Origin of the sequence: Ruegeria sp. HKCCA5426 (genome assembly GCF_013034585.1) — a bacterium.
GTDB lineage: Bacteria > Pseudomonadota > Alphaproteobacteria > Rhodobacterales > Rhodobacteraceae > Ruegeria.
This window is the reverse complement of the sequence record NZ_WQGH01000011.1, coordinates 54,391-69,493: the sequence shown is the minus strand read 5'-3', so window position 1 is coordinate 69,493 and position 15,103 is coordinate 54,391. Positions and strand designations below refer to the sequence as shown.

The 15,103-nt window shown below is 54.3% G+C and carries 12 protein-coding genes, 1 tRNA gene and 1 pseudogene; 4 read left to right on the top strand and 10 right to left on the bottom strand.

The window, feature by feature from the left end; genetic code table 11:
- Positions 1 to 5: 5 nt before the first annotated feature.
- Positions 6 to 1,349, bottom strand: a complete 1,344-nt coding sequence (locus GOV87_RS16880) for a Na(+)-translocating NADH-quinone reductase subunit A (protein WP_171212550.1) — start codon at positions 1,347 to 1,349, stop codon at positions 6 to 8.
- 290 nt (positions 1,350 to 1,639) lie between these two features.
- Here GOV87_RS16880 and GOV87_RS16875 point away from each other — a divergent pair, with 290 nt between their 5' ends.
- Positions 1,640 to 2,755, top strand: coding sequence for a class I SAM-dependent RNA methyltransferase (locus tag GOV87_RS16875; protein ID WP_171212549.1), 1,116 nt, complete (start codon positions 1,640 to 1,642; stop codon positions 2,753 to 2,755).
- A 107-nt stretch (positions 2,756 to 2,862) separates the two neighbouring features.
- Positions 2,863 to 2,939 (top strand) — tRNA-Pro (locus tag GOV87_RS16870).
- Positions 2,940 to 3,141: 202 nt separating this feature from the next.
- On the opposite strand, the gene GOV87_RS16865 is transcribed toward GOV87_RS16870, so the two are convergent.
- The 7 genes and pseudogenes from GOV87_RS16865 to GOV87_RS16835 all read right to left on the bottom strand — a co-directional run bounded on the left by GOV87_RS16865 (position 3,142) and on the right by GOV87_RS16835 (position 10,630).
- A complete protein-coding gene (locus GOV87_RS16865; RefSeq protein ID WP_171212548.1) occupies positions 3,142 to 3,435 on the bottom strand; it encodes an antibiotic biosynthesis monooxygenase in 294 nt (97 codons plus the stop codon).
- Positions 3,436 to 3,524: 89 nt separating this feature from the next.
- Positions 3,525 to 3,707 (bottom strand): annotated as a pseudogene (locus tag GOV87_RS20470) (transposase); the annotation flags it as partial.
- A 183-nt stretch (positions 3,708 to 3,890) separates the two neighbouring features.
- A complete protein-coding gene (locus GOV87_RS16860; protein ID WP_171212547.1) occupies positions 3,891 to 5,432 on the bottom strand; it encodes a phospholipase D family protein in 1,542 nt (513 codons plus the stop codon).
- Positions 5,433 to 5,620: 188 nt separating this feature from the next.
- A complete protein-coding gene (locus GOV87_RS16850) occupies positions 5,621 to 7,549 on the bottom strand; it encodes an amidohydrolase family protein (protein ID WP_217360886.1) in 1,929 nt (642 codons plus the stop codon).
- A 140-nt stretch (positions 7,550 to 7,689) separates the two neighbouring features.
- A complete protein-coding gene (locus GOV87_RS16845) occupies positions 7,690 to 8,208 on the bottom strand; it encodes a DUF3299 domain-containing protein (protein ID WP_171212546.1) in 519 nt (172 codons plus the stop codon).
- A 35-nt stretch (positions 8,209 to 8,243) separates the two neighbouring features.
- Entirely contained in the window at positions 8,244 to 8,693 is a 450-nt protein-coding gene (locus GOV87_RS16840) for a GNAT family N-acetyltransferase (RefSeq protein WP_171212545.1), read from the bottom strand.
- An 8-nt stretch (positions 8,694 to 8,701) separates the two neighbouring features.
- A complete protein-coding gene (locus GOV87_RS16835) occupies positions 8,702 to 10,630 on the bottom strand; it encodes an amidohydrolase (protein ID WP_171212544.1) in 1,929 nt (642 codons plus the stop codon).
- Between the two features lie 210 nt (positions 10,631 to 10,840).
- Between GOV87_RS16835 and GOV87_RS16830 the strand changes: the two genes are divergently transcribed.
- Both GOV87_RS16830 and GOV87_RS20465 read left to right on the top strand, forming a co-directional pair.
- Positions 10,841 to 11,158, top strand: coding sequence for an antibiotic biosynthesis monooxygenase (locus GOV87_RS16830; protein WP_171212543.1), 318 nt, complete (start codon positions 10,841 to 10,843; stop codon positions 11,156 to 11,158).
- A gap of 20 nt (positions 11,159 to 11,178) precedes the next feature.
- Complete coding sequence (locus GOV87_RS20465) at positions 11,179 to 12,102, top strand: transporter (protein WP_254447403.1); 924 nt, start codon at positions 11,179 to 11,181, stop codon at positions 12,100 to 12,102.
- A 13-nt stretch (positions 12,103 to 12,115) separates the two neighbouring features.
- On the opposite strand, the gene GOV87_RS16820 is transcribed toward GOV87_RS20465, so the two are convergent.
- Entirely contained in the window at positions 12,116 to 12,838 is a 723-nt protein-coding gene (locus GOV87_RS16820; RefSeq protein ID WP_171125623.1) for a response regulator, read from the bottom strand.
- A complete protein-coding gene (locus GOV87_RS16815) occupies positions 12,835 to 15,078 on the bottom strand; it encodes an ATP-binding protein (protein ID WP_171212542.1) in 2,244 nt (747 codons plus the stop codon). Before GOV87_RS16815 ends, GOV87_RS16820 begins: the two co-directional genes overlap by 4 nt.
- Positions 15,079 to 15,103: the final 25 nt, after the last annotated feature.

Here is a 15,103-nt window from a genome sequence, read left to right as displayed (position 1 = left end):
GTGGATCAGCCCTCCTTTTCAATCTTCGTCAGGCAGTCGCGCAGCGCCAGCCCATATTCATATTTTGCTGGGCAGGCAAAACCGACCAGGCCCAGATCTTCTTCGTCAAGTTCCAGCGCCCCAAGCGCTTGGGCCGTATCCGTATCCATGACCAACAGCGCCCGCAGCAACTGTGTCGGCAGATAATCCTGCGGCATCAGTTCTTCGAACGTGCCCGTTGGAACCATTGCACGGCGGCCGCCATTCAGATTGGACGTAAATGCAAACAGCTTTTTGGCAAAGGCAGAACCCAGAACCGGTTGAACGGCGTATTTTGACGGCATTGGGCGTATCCAACCCATCGGAATCTGGTCAGGGTCTTCGCGGATGATCGAAATCTGGCGCGCAAAACGGCCAAGATACGCGGTGGGGCCGTCTGCTAGTTTTCCCGAGAGGATCGAGCCCGAAATAATCCGCGCGGTGCCGTCAATTTCGATCTCATCCCGAGTAAGGTCATCTGTCGACGCGCCCATGACCGTTCGGATCAAGCGTGGGTGGCGTGCACCGGGGCCCGACAGGGCAATCACAACATTCGGGTCCAGATGTCCTGTCTGCATCAACCGGCCAATCGCGATTACATCCTGATATCCGATCGTCCAAACCTGCTTTTCGCCGGCCAGAGGTTCCAGAAAGTGGATATGAGTCCCAGCCAGACCAGCCGGATGCGGGCCGGAAAATGCTGCCGCTTCGACATCCGCAAGATCAGACCCCGGCAGCGAGTCCCCTTCCTGTTGACACAGATACGTTTTGCCATCCGTCAGAAGCGATACCGCCTTAAGCCCCTCGACAAATGCCTCGCCCGCGTCGTTTATGATGACGGCCGCGTCACCGGAAAGGGGCTCACTGTCCATTGCGGTGACAAAGATCGCCGCAGGCTTAGAGCCCGGTGCAGGCATTTTCGAATAGGGGCGCGTGCGGAAAGCTGTCCAAAGACCAGAGGTGCACAGCTTGGCAATAACACCTTCGGCGCTGTCCGAGTTACCCGTCGCCGAGAAATCCAAACCCGCATCGTTTGGGTCTGACACCTCGATCACGACGCTCTGCAAAACACGACGCGCGCCACGGTTGACCGCGACGACCTTCCCGGTCAGAGGCGCAACCATCATCGCTTCGGGCATGTCCTTGTGGCAGAACAGCGGCGTCCCCCGTTGTACCTCATCGCCTTCCTGAACCAGCATCCGTGGTTTCAGGCCAAGATAGTCACCACCCAGAACCCCAACGGTCGAAAATTCCGGACCGGGTTGAATTGTCTGCTCCGGGGCGCCCTGCACCGGCAATTCCAACCCCTTTTTCAGTTTGAAAGTTTGCATGTCGCTACGGTCTTCCAAGCCTTATTGCTGCACCACTCCGTTTTGGCACTCACATAGTGGCACAAAACGCTGTGAACGTGGGAGCCTTGGAGCAAAAAAAAGCGCGCGGCGCTCAATCCTGATCTATGGCTTCCTTTCGATCACGGACCCTTTACGCGCGGATGCTGACAAACGCAAACCCGTTACGGCTAAAATCGGCATCGGAATTTCACTTTCGGAAGAACAGCCTTATTTTAAGCCTTCTTAAATTGCGTATCGCGCCCGGAATGCTTCCGGTGTAAGCACCCAGAATGGAACACGCCGACACACTAGAGATTTTTTTGGTGGCCACGCCCGGCCTTGAGGCACCGCTTCGTGCCGAAGCCCAACAGAAGGGATTCGCCGATGTCACCGCCGTACCTGGCGGGGTGAATTGCCGAGGGACATGGTCCGAGGTGTGGCGTGCGAACCTGTGTCTTCGTGGCGCAAACAAGGTTCTGGTCAGGTTGGGTAGCTTTCCTGCCGTGCATTTGGCTCAACTTGACAAACGGGCGCGCAAATTTCCTTGGTCTCAGTTTCTGCGCTCCGATGTTCCTGTCCGGGTTGAGGCAACCAGCCGCAAGTCCCGAATTTATCACGCCGGTGCCGCGCGCCAGAGGATTGAGCGCGCGATTACCGAAACTCTTGGCGTTCAGGTGTCACCTGAAGCCAGTTTGCGCATATTGTTGCGTATCGAAAAAGATATCTGCACGTTTTCTGTAGACACATCCGGAGACCCTCTGCACAAGCGCGGTCATAAACCTGCGGTCGCAAAGGCACCAATGCGCGAGACAATGGCCTCTATGTTGCTGCGCGAATGTGGGTTCGACGGAACTGAGCCGGTACTTGACCCAATGTGCGGATCGGGAACCTTTGTGATCGAAGCGGCGGAAATTGCTTTGAACCTGAACCCGGGTCGATCGCGCTCATTCGCGTTCGAAAGTCTCAAGACTTTTGATCCCGCCATCTGGGCCGACATGCGGGCCCAACATGCGCCCTCAGAAGCAGATGTCATGTTTTTCGGCTCGGACCGAAACGCAGGAGCCGTCGACGCTTCGACTTCTAACGCCGAATGTGCAGGCGTCGCCAGTGTAACCAGATTTCAAACGCGATCTGTCAGCGACATCAAACCCCCGACGGACCGGGCGGGGCTTGTCATCATCAACCCCCCTTATGGTGCAAGGATCGGCGACGAAAAACGTCTGCGTTCCGTCTATGGGACGCTGGGCAAGGTCCTGACCTCAAAGTTCGTGGGCTGGAGGGTCGGATTGGTCACAAGTAATGCCTCGCTGGCGCGCGTCACTCGTCTACCCTTTTTACCTGCGGGGCCGGTGGTGGATCACGGCGGTACCAAAATCCGACTTTATCAAACAGAACCCTTGGCCTGACATGGAGCAAACTACTGTGTTCAAGTTGTCCTCAGCCATTTCGGTGCGCGACGCACAAAATCCCCCTTGCGCATCCAAATCGCCGGGTATAGACCCCCCGCCACGGTCGGAGTGTAGCTCAGCCTGGTAGAGCACTGTCTTCGGGAGGCAGGGGTCGGAGGTTCGAATCCTCTCACTCCGACCAATAAAATCAATTGCCTGTATTGATTTAGCGCCTTCCCAAAGCATCGAGTTTTCCTAACATGTTGGGGAAACCCTATTCCCTCACCCGTTCATTTTGTCGGTAAGGTTTGCATCTAAAAAACTCTGCGGTCGGTTTGAATTGGTCAGAGGGTCTACGCAGGCGGCGACTGCGGCCCGTTTTATTGGATCGTTTGACCTACAGCTCACTCAACCAGTTCGTAGTGCTTGATTAACCTGCTTTCGACCAACTCGGCTTCGGCAGGATCAATATGCGGAGAGCTATAGTCCTCGCCAACAAACTTCTTAAGCGTGGCTAAATCTTTCCAAACCATCACGAAACTGAATTCTCTTGGGCTATCGCTGTGCGGAGCACCCGGTAAAACCTGAACAATCCCTGCAGTTTCTTTCATCATCGGAATTGCGATTTTGTGGAAGAATTCCGTAAATTCGTCTTCCTTACCTTCTTTTACCTGAACTTGAAAAATGCGCATTATCATGCCGTTTCCTCCCTCAGAGGATTACTGGCCTGCATAAATGCCTCGGATAAGATAATACCGTCAGACCCTGTGAATGTCCTGACTGGGCGTATCCCTTTGTCACCCCATCGCTTCCAACGATTATAGAGTGCCGCGTGTAGTCCGTATTCCCTTGGCGCATTTCACCACCGTAACCCATTGTGATTGATAAAGATAATCCAACTCAAGACACGCCTGTAATCAACGTAAGGTTTGCCCTTGGACCTTGGCAAGAAAGGCTCAAGGCGCGACATCTGCTCGTCTCATAATCAAAAAAAACATCAGGCATGTTCACCGCTCGCTTTGAACGCGATGAATCACTCAGCCAAACGGAATTCAATGGGTCCTGAGCCCAAGGCGTTCGTGGCCCAAATTATCTTCAGTAAAACCTTCGGGGCTGGCTTGGAAGAAGGTTCAGGCCAGCTTCAACAGCGGGGTCAAAGCATCCACTCAACGGGCAGCCACCTTACGACCGCCGTTAGGGCGCGTTGGAAGCCGCTTGTTTCCGGGTCCGCGGTGTAAACGGTGACCGTCCCGTCTTGTTCTTCTTGCAGCCAGACAATCTCATCGTCTTCATTCAACTCAACGCGATACGAAAAATCGGTGTTAGCCAATTTCTCGGCCAGTGATTCAGCGATCGCCGCGCTTTCGATCATGAGCCCCATTTCAGTGTTCAATCGCGCGGATCTGGGATCGAGGTTGTATGAACCAATAAAGACACGTTTGCCATCCGATCCAAATACCTTTGCATGTAATCCTGATGCCGACCCCGCCAGCATTTCTGGCAGGCTTCGTTCGCGATGTTCCTGCCGTAAAGCCCGAAGCTCCAAAAGTTCTACGCCGCTATTCAGCAAATCTTCCCTGTAGCGCATATAGGCCGCATGAACCGGCATAACGTCGGTCGCGTCCAATGAGTTGGTCAAGACACGGACTTTAACCCCAGACCTGGCTAGTCCTTCCAAAACTTCGGCACCGCGTTTGCCGGGAATGAAATATGCTGAAACAAGGTCCAGTGAGGTTTGAGAGTCGTTGGCGAATGCTATCAGTTGCTCGACGATCAGATTTTCACTGTCTGCTTGGCCCAACCCTTTGGCTGGGTCGTCAACGAAAAGGGTAACTTCGCTCCACTCGACCTTCAGATCACGCGCAGCTATCCGGTCCGCAAGTTCATTGTCTTGGATCGCTTTTTGATAGCCTGCACCAACAGCGGTTTTTCGTGCGGCATCCGCCTTGGATTGCAGGCTTTTTCCCGCGGTGGGCTCCAGAAACAAGGCCGCGTCATAGGATGATGAGCTGTTCCAATACGCGTCGAATGACTGCGACACCTCATCGACAATTGGGCCAATGGCGATCGTATCTACATCCAGATAGTGCGTTCCAGCCCCATAATCGAAATAGATGTCACCGATATTGCGGCCTCCGACTATCGTGGCGACCCCATCCACAGTCATTGATTTGTTATGCATCCGACGGTTCAAGCGACTGAAGTCGAATGCATAAGACAGAAGTTTGGGGTTTCTCAGCGTAAAGGGATTAAAAATGCGCACATGCGCGTTGGACAGAGCATCCAGTTCAGCAAGCAAGCCATCCAACCCCGAGATGCCGTTATCATCGACCAGCAATCTGACCCGCACGCCACGCTCGGCTGCGGCCCTAAGCTCATCAAGAAGCATCAGACCAGTAACATCGTCCTGCCAAATGTAGTACTGAGCGTCTATAGAAGACGTCGCTTGCCTTGCGAATATAGCCCTGGCCGCAAAGGCGGCGCGTCCATTGCCCAAAGGCCGCACCCCGTCAAGGCCGGGGTTTCGTTCGATCGCTTGTTTAATAGTGGCGCCTAAAGGTCCGTCCCAGTCGGGATCTTGTTTGAGAGTTTGCTCAGAATAGTTTTTCTCAGGAAGTGGAAATGCCAGCTTTAGCCCGACCACGGCGATTGTGATCACCACCACTACAGTCAACAAAATCCTGATCAGCCGCATTCAGGGCTCCGTGTTCAGTACATCAGATAGGCCTTGTTCGTTAACATGATCTATCGACGGCTCATTTATCAAGAGTTTAGACTTGGGCGTCGCGCGATCGAACTCAGACTCCGTGCGACGAACCGGGTATCTGGGCAGTCAAATCGCGGGAATCGTTTTCCCTCAGCGCCAACTTCTAAATGTTGATATTATCCGTCAGTCGGCGCGTTCTCTCGGAAAAACTCCCAAGCGTCGACTTCTTCACCTGATGGAAGAATACAAATCCCGGTCTTTCCACCATTAGCACCATCGCGGATTTCATAGGTCCCGCCGCTTTCTTCACAGAACACAGCCGATGGGTTCGGGACTTTCACAAGGTCGTTGTTTGGCTTCATGCTGGCCTCCTTTACAATCGGGTATTTTTGGCCTTCGAAAACCGTTCCCCATATTCCGATCTTGGACAAGTCTGCAGTCTGGACCTCATACGGGTTTTGCTCAAGCACAACAAAATCTGCCTTCTTGCCTGCGCGGATCGAACCGATCTCGTCCTCCATTCGCATGAACCACGCGGCATCAATGGTGATTGCGCGCAGGGCCTGATCTATGTCCAGACGCTCTGACCCCGCATTGTTGTTGCCGTTGATCGACACGCGTTCCATCGCATTTTGTGCCAGCGTCAGCGGGCTGAGAGGTGCCATGGGGCTATCGGAATGCAGCCCGATTATTAATCCCTCGTCCGCAGCACTACCCAAGGGAACCATAAAGCGCGCCACATCTGCCCCCAACCACACATCTGCGTATACGTCAGCAAGGATGTATTGGTAGTAAGGGTTGGCCGACACCACCATACCCATCGCCTTCATCTGCCGCATCTGGTCCCGCGTGGCATAAGCAAAATGTTCAAGCGTCGTGCGGTGGTCAAAACGCGGTTTTTCCTCTTGCAGGTCGCGTACGATGTCGATCAGTAGGCTTGCGGACCCGTCGCCGTTGGTGTGGGCGTGCAACTGGAACCCTTCGTTCCAAAAGAACCGGGCCCATTCCAAAATATCCTCAGGCTCGTTCATCCACTGGCCTTGATGCCCGTCCTTGTAGCCTGGGAACCCGTATTGCGAGAGGCCGCTGTAGATCGCACCATCCATCATCAGCTTGAAGTGGTTGTCGAATTTGACCCTGTCGGTGTTTCCTTTCTCCCACTCGCGGATTTCGGCCAGAGCCTCTTGGGGCGATTTCCCACGCGCCGTGAAATCCGTGATGATCGGCGTCAGGACGACACGCACCGGGGCTCCGGTTTGCTCGGACACTTTGCGGATCAGATTTGTCTCGCCAACTGGATCACCGAACAAGCCGATGCCCATATCCATCACGCTTGTGACGCCAGCCTGATGGACGATCTCAAAAAAGGTCTCCATGCCTTGCGAGTAGCGGGATTCTTCCAGAATGAAGGGCATCTTCGGGAAAATTCCGACCAGCCCGTTCTCCCACCAGTGGCCGCGTTCCCAGTCGGACTCTTCGGGGAAGATCTGCGCGTCTTTTTCCGTCAGCCCAAGCAACTCGATGGCCGCGTCGTTTAAGAAATGCTCATGGAACGAGCGATGCCACAAGATCACTGGGCTATCAGGAAAAAGTCCGGTCAGATCATCGCGATACAACTCGCCATGCCATAGCGGATGGTAGCCCCAAGTGATGAAGGGGATTTCAGTGTCCCCCGATGCCTCATATTCAGCCACCAGTTCCTTTAGGCGGTTCACATAGCCCTCGGGTGTGGTTTCGCCGGGGAACTCACCAGTTGGAAGGCTCCAGTCATCCGGAGCGATGTAGGGATATTGTGTCAAAATCGCAGGCAGCGACGGGTGAACATGGGGGTCGATCAGGCCCGGCATGAGGATTTTGTCGGCGAATGTCGTGTCGATAACCGCCCCGGCCTTTACATAGTCGACCAAAGTTTCAAGCGTGCCGACCGACACGATACGACCATCTGACACAGCCACAGCCTTGGCTTCAGGAAGCGGCTTTTCCATCGTGATGATTTTATCTGCGGTATAGATTGTGATGTCGCCATCAGCCGCATGCACCGGTAACGACAGGCCCGTCACCGAAATTCCCATTGCGATTGCTACCTTGGTCAGGGTTTTGATCATCGCCGTCCCTCCAGTTCAAAAAAATTAAAGCATTCAAATCTTTGATGTGGATTTTGCCGCAACTACCTTAAGTTGCAAAATGAATTCTTAAGCGATCACAAGGACTGAGTCTTCAACATTGTGCCAGGGCTGCCAGAACATCAGGAGTATGGCGATATTTCCGCTGCTGTGATCTCGTAGCCAACTTTAGCCAGATGGGTCTCGGATTGGTTGGTTGAGAACACTCCGAGCGCCCAAACGGGTTCAAACAGCGTATCTGTTTCATAGGGCGTTTCGGGCGAAAGAAGAACCAATTGGTTTGGGGGCGGCGGAGGCACATGAATACATGCCCCGACATATGGCACAAGAAGAGCGGACAAAACCTTGTCTTCTTCAAATTTCAAAGGCACGAGATATCCGGGCAAGCGAACCCGCAGGCCGTTGTATTCCGTCGTCAGTTGCGCGCCCTTTTCGGCGTCAACGGGTTCTGACAATTCACCATGTTGAACAATGCCGCCATTTCGAAGGCGCTGAACGACCGTAGTCTCGGCACCCGGTGCAAGATCTTTCCAGCCTAGTTGTGTGGGTTCAGCGTCCAGTGCAAGCACGCAAGCAGGGCTCAGCACGCTTCCGGCACTTAGGGCCGTCGCAATCAAAAAATCTCTTCGGGTTTGGGTCATGGTTTAATCTCATCCCCCTTTGCCACGATTTCAGATCAATGCTTTTCGTAAACCAAAAATGGCGTCTTCTCGGCGACCTGATCATAGAGCATTCGTCCCTTATAGTTGAACTCCTGCGTCATCCAGTATGTAGTCGTGATGCCGTTCTCGGCGGCTTTGCTGTGAACTGCGTTGATCAAGGCGCGACCGATGCCAGTCCCCCGTGTGTTCGGGTCGACAAAAAGATCCATCAGGTAGCAGGTATTTTCCACGCTCCACATGGATCGGTGGAACAAATAGTGGGCCAGGCCCACAGGCTTACCCTGGACCTCAGCCAACAAACCCTGAAACTCACCGGGATTGCCCGACATCATCCGGGAAAATGAGGTGCGATAAATCTCGTCGCCCAGCGAAGTTTCATAAAATGCAAGGTACTGGCGCCAGAGTTGACACCAGACCTCGTAATACGCCTCGGCGATGGGACGTATGGTCGTGGTTTCTTGCATGTGCTCATTCAGTTGAAAGCCGGAAGGCCCTTGAGTTTCTTGGGTGAGTGATCGTGGTAATGCGCCTTGTTGCGTGCATGGCGCAGCGCGGCTTCAAGTATTTGATCGTCGTTTTCCAGTTTGATACCTGCCCTGTCATCAGGGTCGCTGTCTACCGGTACCGGTTGTACCCGGCCTTGCAGGACCGTGCCCCAAACGCCAATCTCTTGCAGTTTCATGTGGTCGACTGTCAAAGGATTGTCTTCAAGGATCGTGAAATTCGCAAGTTTGCCGGATTCGATCGAACCGATCTCATCTTCCAATCGCAATGAATATGCCGCCCCGATCGTTATACCTTTGAGCGCGTCTTCCGCGCTGATCCTCTGGTCCGGTCCCGGCACCCAGCCACTTGTTGCCACGCGGTTGACGGCGGCCCACATGAACTTGAGCGGTACGGCAGGTGCCATCGGCATATCAGAATGCAGTGAGATGGAAATACCTGCATTCACGGCATCGGCCAAAGGCACCATGCGTTCCGTCCGTTCGCGTCCGACGCCTTCGGCTGCATATTTGTCAGCCAAAGTCGGCGTATAAACTGCATTCGCACTCACAAGCGCCCCAAGATCCTTGATGCGGACGATCTGGTCCGGTTGGGCATACCCAAAATGCACCATCACTGTCCGATGGTCGTCGCGCGGGTTGCGCTGCATAGCGGCGTCCAGCGTGTCGAGGACGATATCCAGGCCCCCGTCGCCCAAGTTATGAATATGGATCTGATATCCGGCGTCCCAATACACATCAAACACGTCCTCGAAGAACTCGGGCGTCATGATCCACTGGCCTTTGTGACCATCCGTGTATCCGTCGCGCATGATCATCAACTGGCTGTAAATAGCACCGTCCAGAAGTAGCTTGATCTGCTTGGGCAGGAATTGGGTTCTGCCCTCGCTCCAACCCAGCATGGCTTCGGTTTCGGCCAGCATACGTTCGGGGCCCTCGGACTCGAGGAACATCCCGCCCAGCGTGCGTCCGTCAGGAATAAAGTAGAAGTTGAACGGCGTGTCATCCGGCCCAAACGCTTTTGCCACCAAGGCTTGCGCGTTTTGATCTACGGGGCCTGCGGGCTCGGCCAGGGTCGTGATGCCGTTGCTGTGGTAATAATCCTGCGTGTATTCCAGTGCGTCCATTACCCGGTCGATTGATGCAAAAGCGGGCGCAAACTTCTCAAAGAAGACGTGTTCCCAGAAGGCGGCCTCCAGAAAATGTCCATTCTCAAGATCAGCCTGCGATATAGCCAGCTGACTTGGCCAGCTTTGAATATAGTCGTCGGTAATGTCCAACTGCTCGAGCGCCAGTGTGTTGAAGTACATCTCGTGGGTGGAGCGTTGCCAAACAGCAACCGGAACATCTGGCACCAGCTCGTCAAGGATCGCGCGGCTCATGTCGCCGTGCCAGGTTGAGTGATACCCCCAAACCATCATCGACCGACCCAGACTGGTATCAAAGCCTTCGACTGCTTCGACCAGTCGGCTCCTGAATGCCTCCTGATCAATAGCAAGGGGTGCAAAACCGTTCGGGGTTTCCCAGTCTTCGATTGAGATAATGGCATCAGACATCATCACCAACGCCCCAAGCAGCGGGTGGAGATGTTGCTCGATAAAGCCCGGGACAATCACCTTGTCCTCGAATCCACGATCAATTGCATAGCTACCTTCGGGAAGGCGCTGCTCGATATCAGCCAAGACCCCAACATCCACTATGCGGCCATCTTTGACTGCCACCGCTTCTGCCATGGGTGCGTCCGGGTTCATCGTGACGATCTCTTTCCCGACGTAAACGGTGGTCGCCGGGAATTTTGGAAATAGCTGGTACGCGTCTTGCAGCGCAGAGGATTGTGCAAGGGCGTCAATTGGTAGAAGGGTGAGTGACAGTACGGAACACAGTTTTAAAAAATTCATGGCATTACCTCGATCAAGATAAAACACTGGGTCGATCTTCCACCCGCGCGGTGATTCAATCAACTAAATTCTTCTTCGGTTTTCAGGACTTATTCGTCATCATGTGCCCTTGTAACCTCCTGAGTGGTCGACGCTGCGTCCGGCTGCCAAGGTATCGTTGTTTGCGATATGCACGATTAAGGTTAGGGCGGTTTCGCGAAAGGGTTAAGGATGATCAAACGCATTTGGCACGGTTACACGACGCACGAAAATGCTGATACTTATCAGGCCCTGCTGCACGACACGGTGTTTCCCGGCATCGAGGCCAAGAACATCCCGGGCTATCGCAAAATCGAGCTTTTGCGCCGGGATCTTGGGCAAGAGGTCGAGTTTATTACCATCATGACCTTCGACAGCCTGCAAAACGTCATTGATTTTCAGGGCGAGGATTATGAGCGTTGCTATGTTCCGGCAGAGGCGCAAAAGGTCCTCAGCCGCTGGGATTTGACCAGCGCGCATTATGAGGAAATTGAGCACCGTGATTACTGATACACGTTGGTCGCAAGATCTTGCCCAATTTTTATAGGTTTCGTTTTGAGACCCGTAGGGCTGAGGCTATTGTATGCCACAGACGCAATAGTTGGCATTTTCCAACACTCGCTCGAAGTCTTTGTATTTTAAGAAGGATGAGATATTTGCAATTCCAGAGATTTATTGGATTGGCATTAATTTCGGCATTCATTGGAACAGGCGCTGCGCAGGCGCAGTCAGAAGCTGAAGATCTGGCCAAGCAGTTGGCGAACCCTGTCGCGGCACTAATCAGTGTTCCGTTCCAACTGAATTATGATGAGAACATCGGGCCAGATGATGACGGGTCCCGTTGGACGCTGAACATTCAACCCGTCATTCCCTTTGATTTGACTGAAGATTTGAATTTGATCTCTCGAACGATCTTGCCGGTTGTCTCCACCGATGGCATCCCAACTGGCGCAGGAAGCGAATTTGGATTGGGTGATACGGTCCAAAGTTTCTTTATTTCCCCAAAACGACCAACTGCTGGGGGATGGATATGGGGGGCTGGCCCGGTATTTTTGCTGCCAACATCCACGGATGACACATTGGGTCTTGGGGAATGGGGCGCATGCCTAACGGCAGTAGCCCTTAAACAACAGGGCCCATTGACATACGGAGGGTTGACCAACCACATCTGGGACATCAGCGGCGACACTGACGTCAACCAGACGTTCTTACAGCCCTTCCTGTCTTACACGACACCAAATGCGTGGACATTCACGCTTAACAGCGAATCCACCTATGACTGGGAAGCTGAGCAATGGTCGGTTCCGCTTAACGCGGTTGCAACGAAAGTAACCAAAGTTGGTGATCAACTCATAAGCGTCGGTGGCGGTGTTCGTTATTGGGCAGATAGCACGGATGCAGGGCCTGAAGGTTGGGGTGCACGTCTGATCCTGACCTTGCTGTTCCCGCGATAGTAGTCTGACACGGTCAGCCGAAAATATAACCGATACCTCGGACAGTACGAATAACCTCGGGTTTGGAGGGGTTCCTTTCAATCTTTCGGCGCAGGCGGGATATTCGCAGGTCGATTGAGCGGTCGAAAGGTTCCCAACCGCGGTCGTGGGCCCGCTCCAAAAGCTGGTCCCGGTTCAGAACACGGCCCCGGTTCTCGGCAAAAACCCGAAGCAAGTTGAATTCCATCGCAGTCACCGGAATTTCCTGCCCCTCGGTGTCGAAGAGACGCGCCGCGTCCAGATCCAGGCAGCAGCTTCCGAATGGCACTTTGGCCGCAAGACAGGATTGGTTGGCAGGAGGGGCCGGTTCGCCACCACGCCCTGCTGCGGGCCAGCGCCGGATGGCCGCTTTGATCCGCGCCTCCAACTCGCGCAAGTCAACGGGTTTACCAAGATAGTCATCCGCACCCATCTCAAGCCCAACGACCCGGTCGATGACGTCAGCCGCAGCGGTCAACATGATGACCGGAACTTCTGTTTCCTGCCGCAGTCGTTGCAATGCAGCCAAACCATTCTGGCCCGGCATGTTGATGTCCAAAACAATCAGATCCGGTGCAGTGCCGTCGCTGATACAGTCAAACAGCGCGTCTGCATTCTCGGCCTCACGGACGTCAAAGCCGCGTTCGGCTAGGTATTCCGCGACCATTTCCCGAAGATGCGGTTCGTCATCGCAGATGATGATGTTTCCATTACTCATGACCGGGGCCCGCCTGCCTCATGCGAACTGAAAATCTGGTCGACCAGTCTTAACAGGTCCTGAGGCGCAATTGGCTTTTCCATGTATCTGCAATTGTTGGATTTTAGAAACTCTATCGTCTTACGGCTCATTGCGTTACCTGTCACGAAACCAAAGCGGTTCAAGCACTCGGGCTTTTGCTGTGCAATCAACTTCAACAATTCCGTTCCATCCAGACCCGGCATTGTCATGTCGCTGAGTATGACATCGTATTCGTCCCGCTCCAGCAGGTTCAACGCGTCCCGGGAATCGTTGCAAGTTGTCACTTCGTATCCAGCGTCCTCGAGAATATCGGAAATCAACTCGGTTACATCTTGCTCGTCGTCGATGCTGAGCACCTTCAGCCTCGAGGTGTTCGAGGTTGGCGCTTCTTCCGCGTTCGGAGCGGCCTGATCAAGTGATGCTGGTTTCAGGCAAATGCGAAATTTTGCACCCTCACCCGGTGCTGTTTCAACGGTCAACCTGCCGCCATGACTGGTCACGATGCGATGGCAAAAGGCCAGTCCAACCCCCGTCCCTTCGCCCGCCACCTTGGTCGTGAAGAACGGCTCAAAAATCCGGGACTGGATGGCGGGGTCAATTCCATGTCCGTTGTCGTCGACTTCGATGAAAACATGACCGGACTTCGGTTCCGTCCCGCTGCGCAGTGTGACGCGGCCCTGTTCGCCCAAGCTCGCGACAGCATGTTCCGCGTTGACCACAAGATTGGTCAAAACCTGAACAATCTGATCGGGGTCTGCATCAACACATGGCGCATTTGGGTCCAGCTCGACCCGCACATCTGCGCCCGAACTCTTCAACCCGTACCCCGAAATCTCGAGCGCAGCTTCGACAAGAGTTCCGACATCGCATTGCACAATTTCCATCGGACGTTGGCGGGCCATGGCCAAGAACGCCCGCACGATCCTTGTGCAGCGTTCAGCGGCTTGACCAATACGTTCCACCCGGCGTTTCAGAACCGGATCGTCGACCTTGTCCTGCAACATCAGCGCATAGCCGACGACGATGGACAGAGGGTTGTTCAACTCGTGCGCCACACCCGCAAGCAACGATCCCAACGCTGACAATTTCTCGTTCTGATGGGCAATTTCGCGCTGCTTTTCCAGTTCGTCCTGCATCTGCAGGTAATCGGTCATGTCCCGCGTTGATGATACGATGACGTTCTCACCCTTGAAGTCGATCACCCGGGCCGATGTCAGCCCCTGCATGACGCTGCCATCCTGCTTAAGGAAGCGGACGGGGTAATTGTCCAACTGCCCTGTGGGTAACAGCGCATCCAGATAGGCCTGTCGATCCTCGGGGTTCAGAAAGAACCCCAGCGTGGTATCCAACTGACCAAATCGTTCCCGCGAGGCCGGAGGGCAATAGAGGATTCTGCCGTCATCCACACGCGAGACCAGAAAAGGCGTGGGCGAGGCATCAACAATCGTGCGCACCAGCAGGTCGGCTTCGCGCTGCGCCTGCTCGATCTGATCCCGTCCGCTCTGGTCCGAGAGGGTCAGCAACAATTCGCCCGCATCGCTTTTCCTGCCAGAGAAGGTGACTGGACGACCATCGCGCGTGTCCAGCCTGGTTTCTGCAACCGTTTGCGCGCTCAACCGGATCAGGGCGTCCTTGCTGTCCGAATGGGGTGCAAAATGTCCCCTTGCCGCAACAGCACGCGCAAAATCCTCGAACCGAATGCCCGGTTGCGCGTCTCGCTCGGCAAGACCAACAAAACTCGAGAATGCGGGATTGCAGACGATCAGGCAGCCATCCCGATCCCACAGGCTGATGCCATCCCTCAACGGGTGAATTGCGCTGTGCAGCAAGTCGCGTGCAGTGTCCGTGTCAACCTGTCGCGCAGCGGCGTCTTCCCTACCTCCCAGCGGCGCAAGCACATACCCGCGGTCATTGCCGCACTCAAAGCTGGAAACGACCACCACTTGATTGCCTTGCAGTTCCATCGTGACGCTGGCGTTTCCACCAAGCAACAGGCTCGCGGCCGTTCTCGCAGAACAGACCGTTTCTTCGGCGGTCAACTTCAATGCGTTGGACAAAATCTCATCAAGAAAAGCGCGTTCTGACAAACCTTCAGGTGCAGGTAGCCCAGCCGGGATGACACCGTTCCATTCCACGCACAAACCAGCCCTGTCGAAACGGAAAAAACTGACGGTTGCTTCAGATTTTTGGGGCTGGGACTTGGCGGCGCGTGAATGCATCTGGCTTCTCTTCAAATAGTGAACT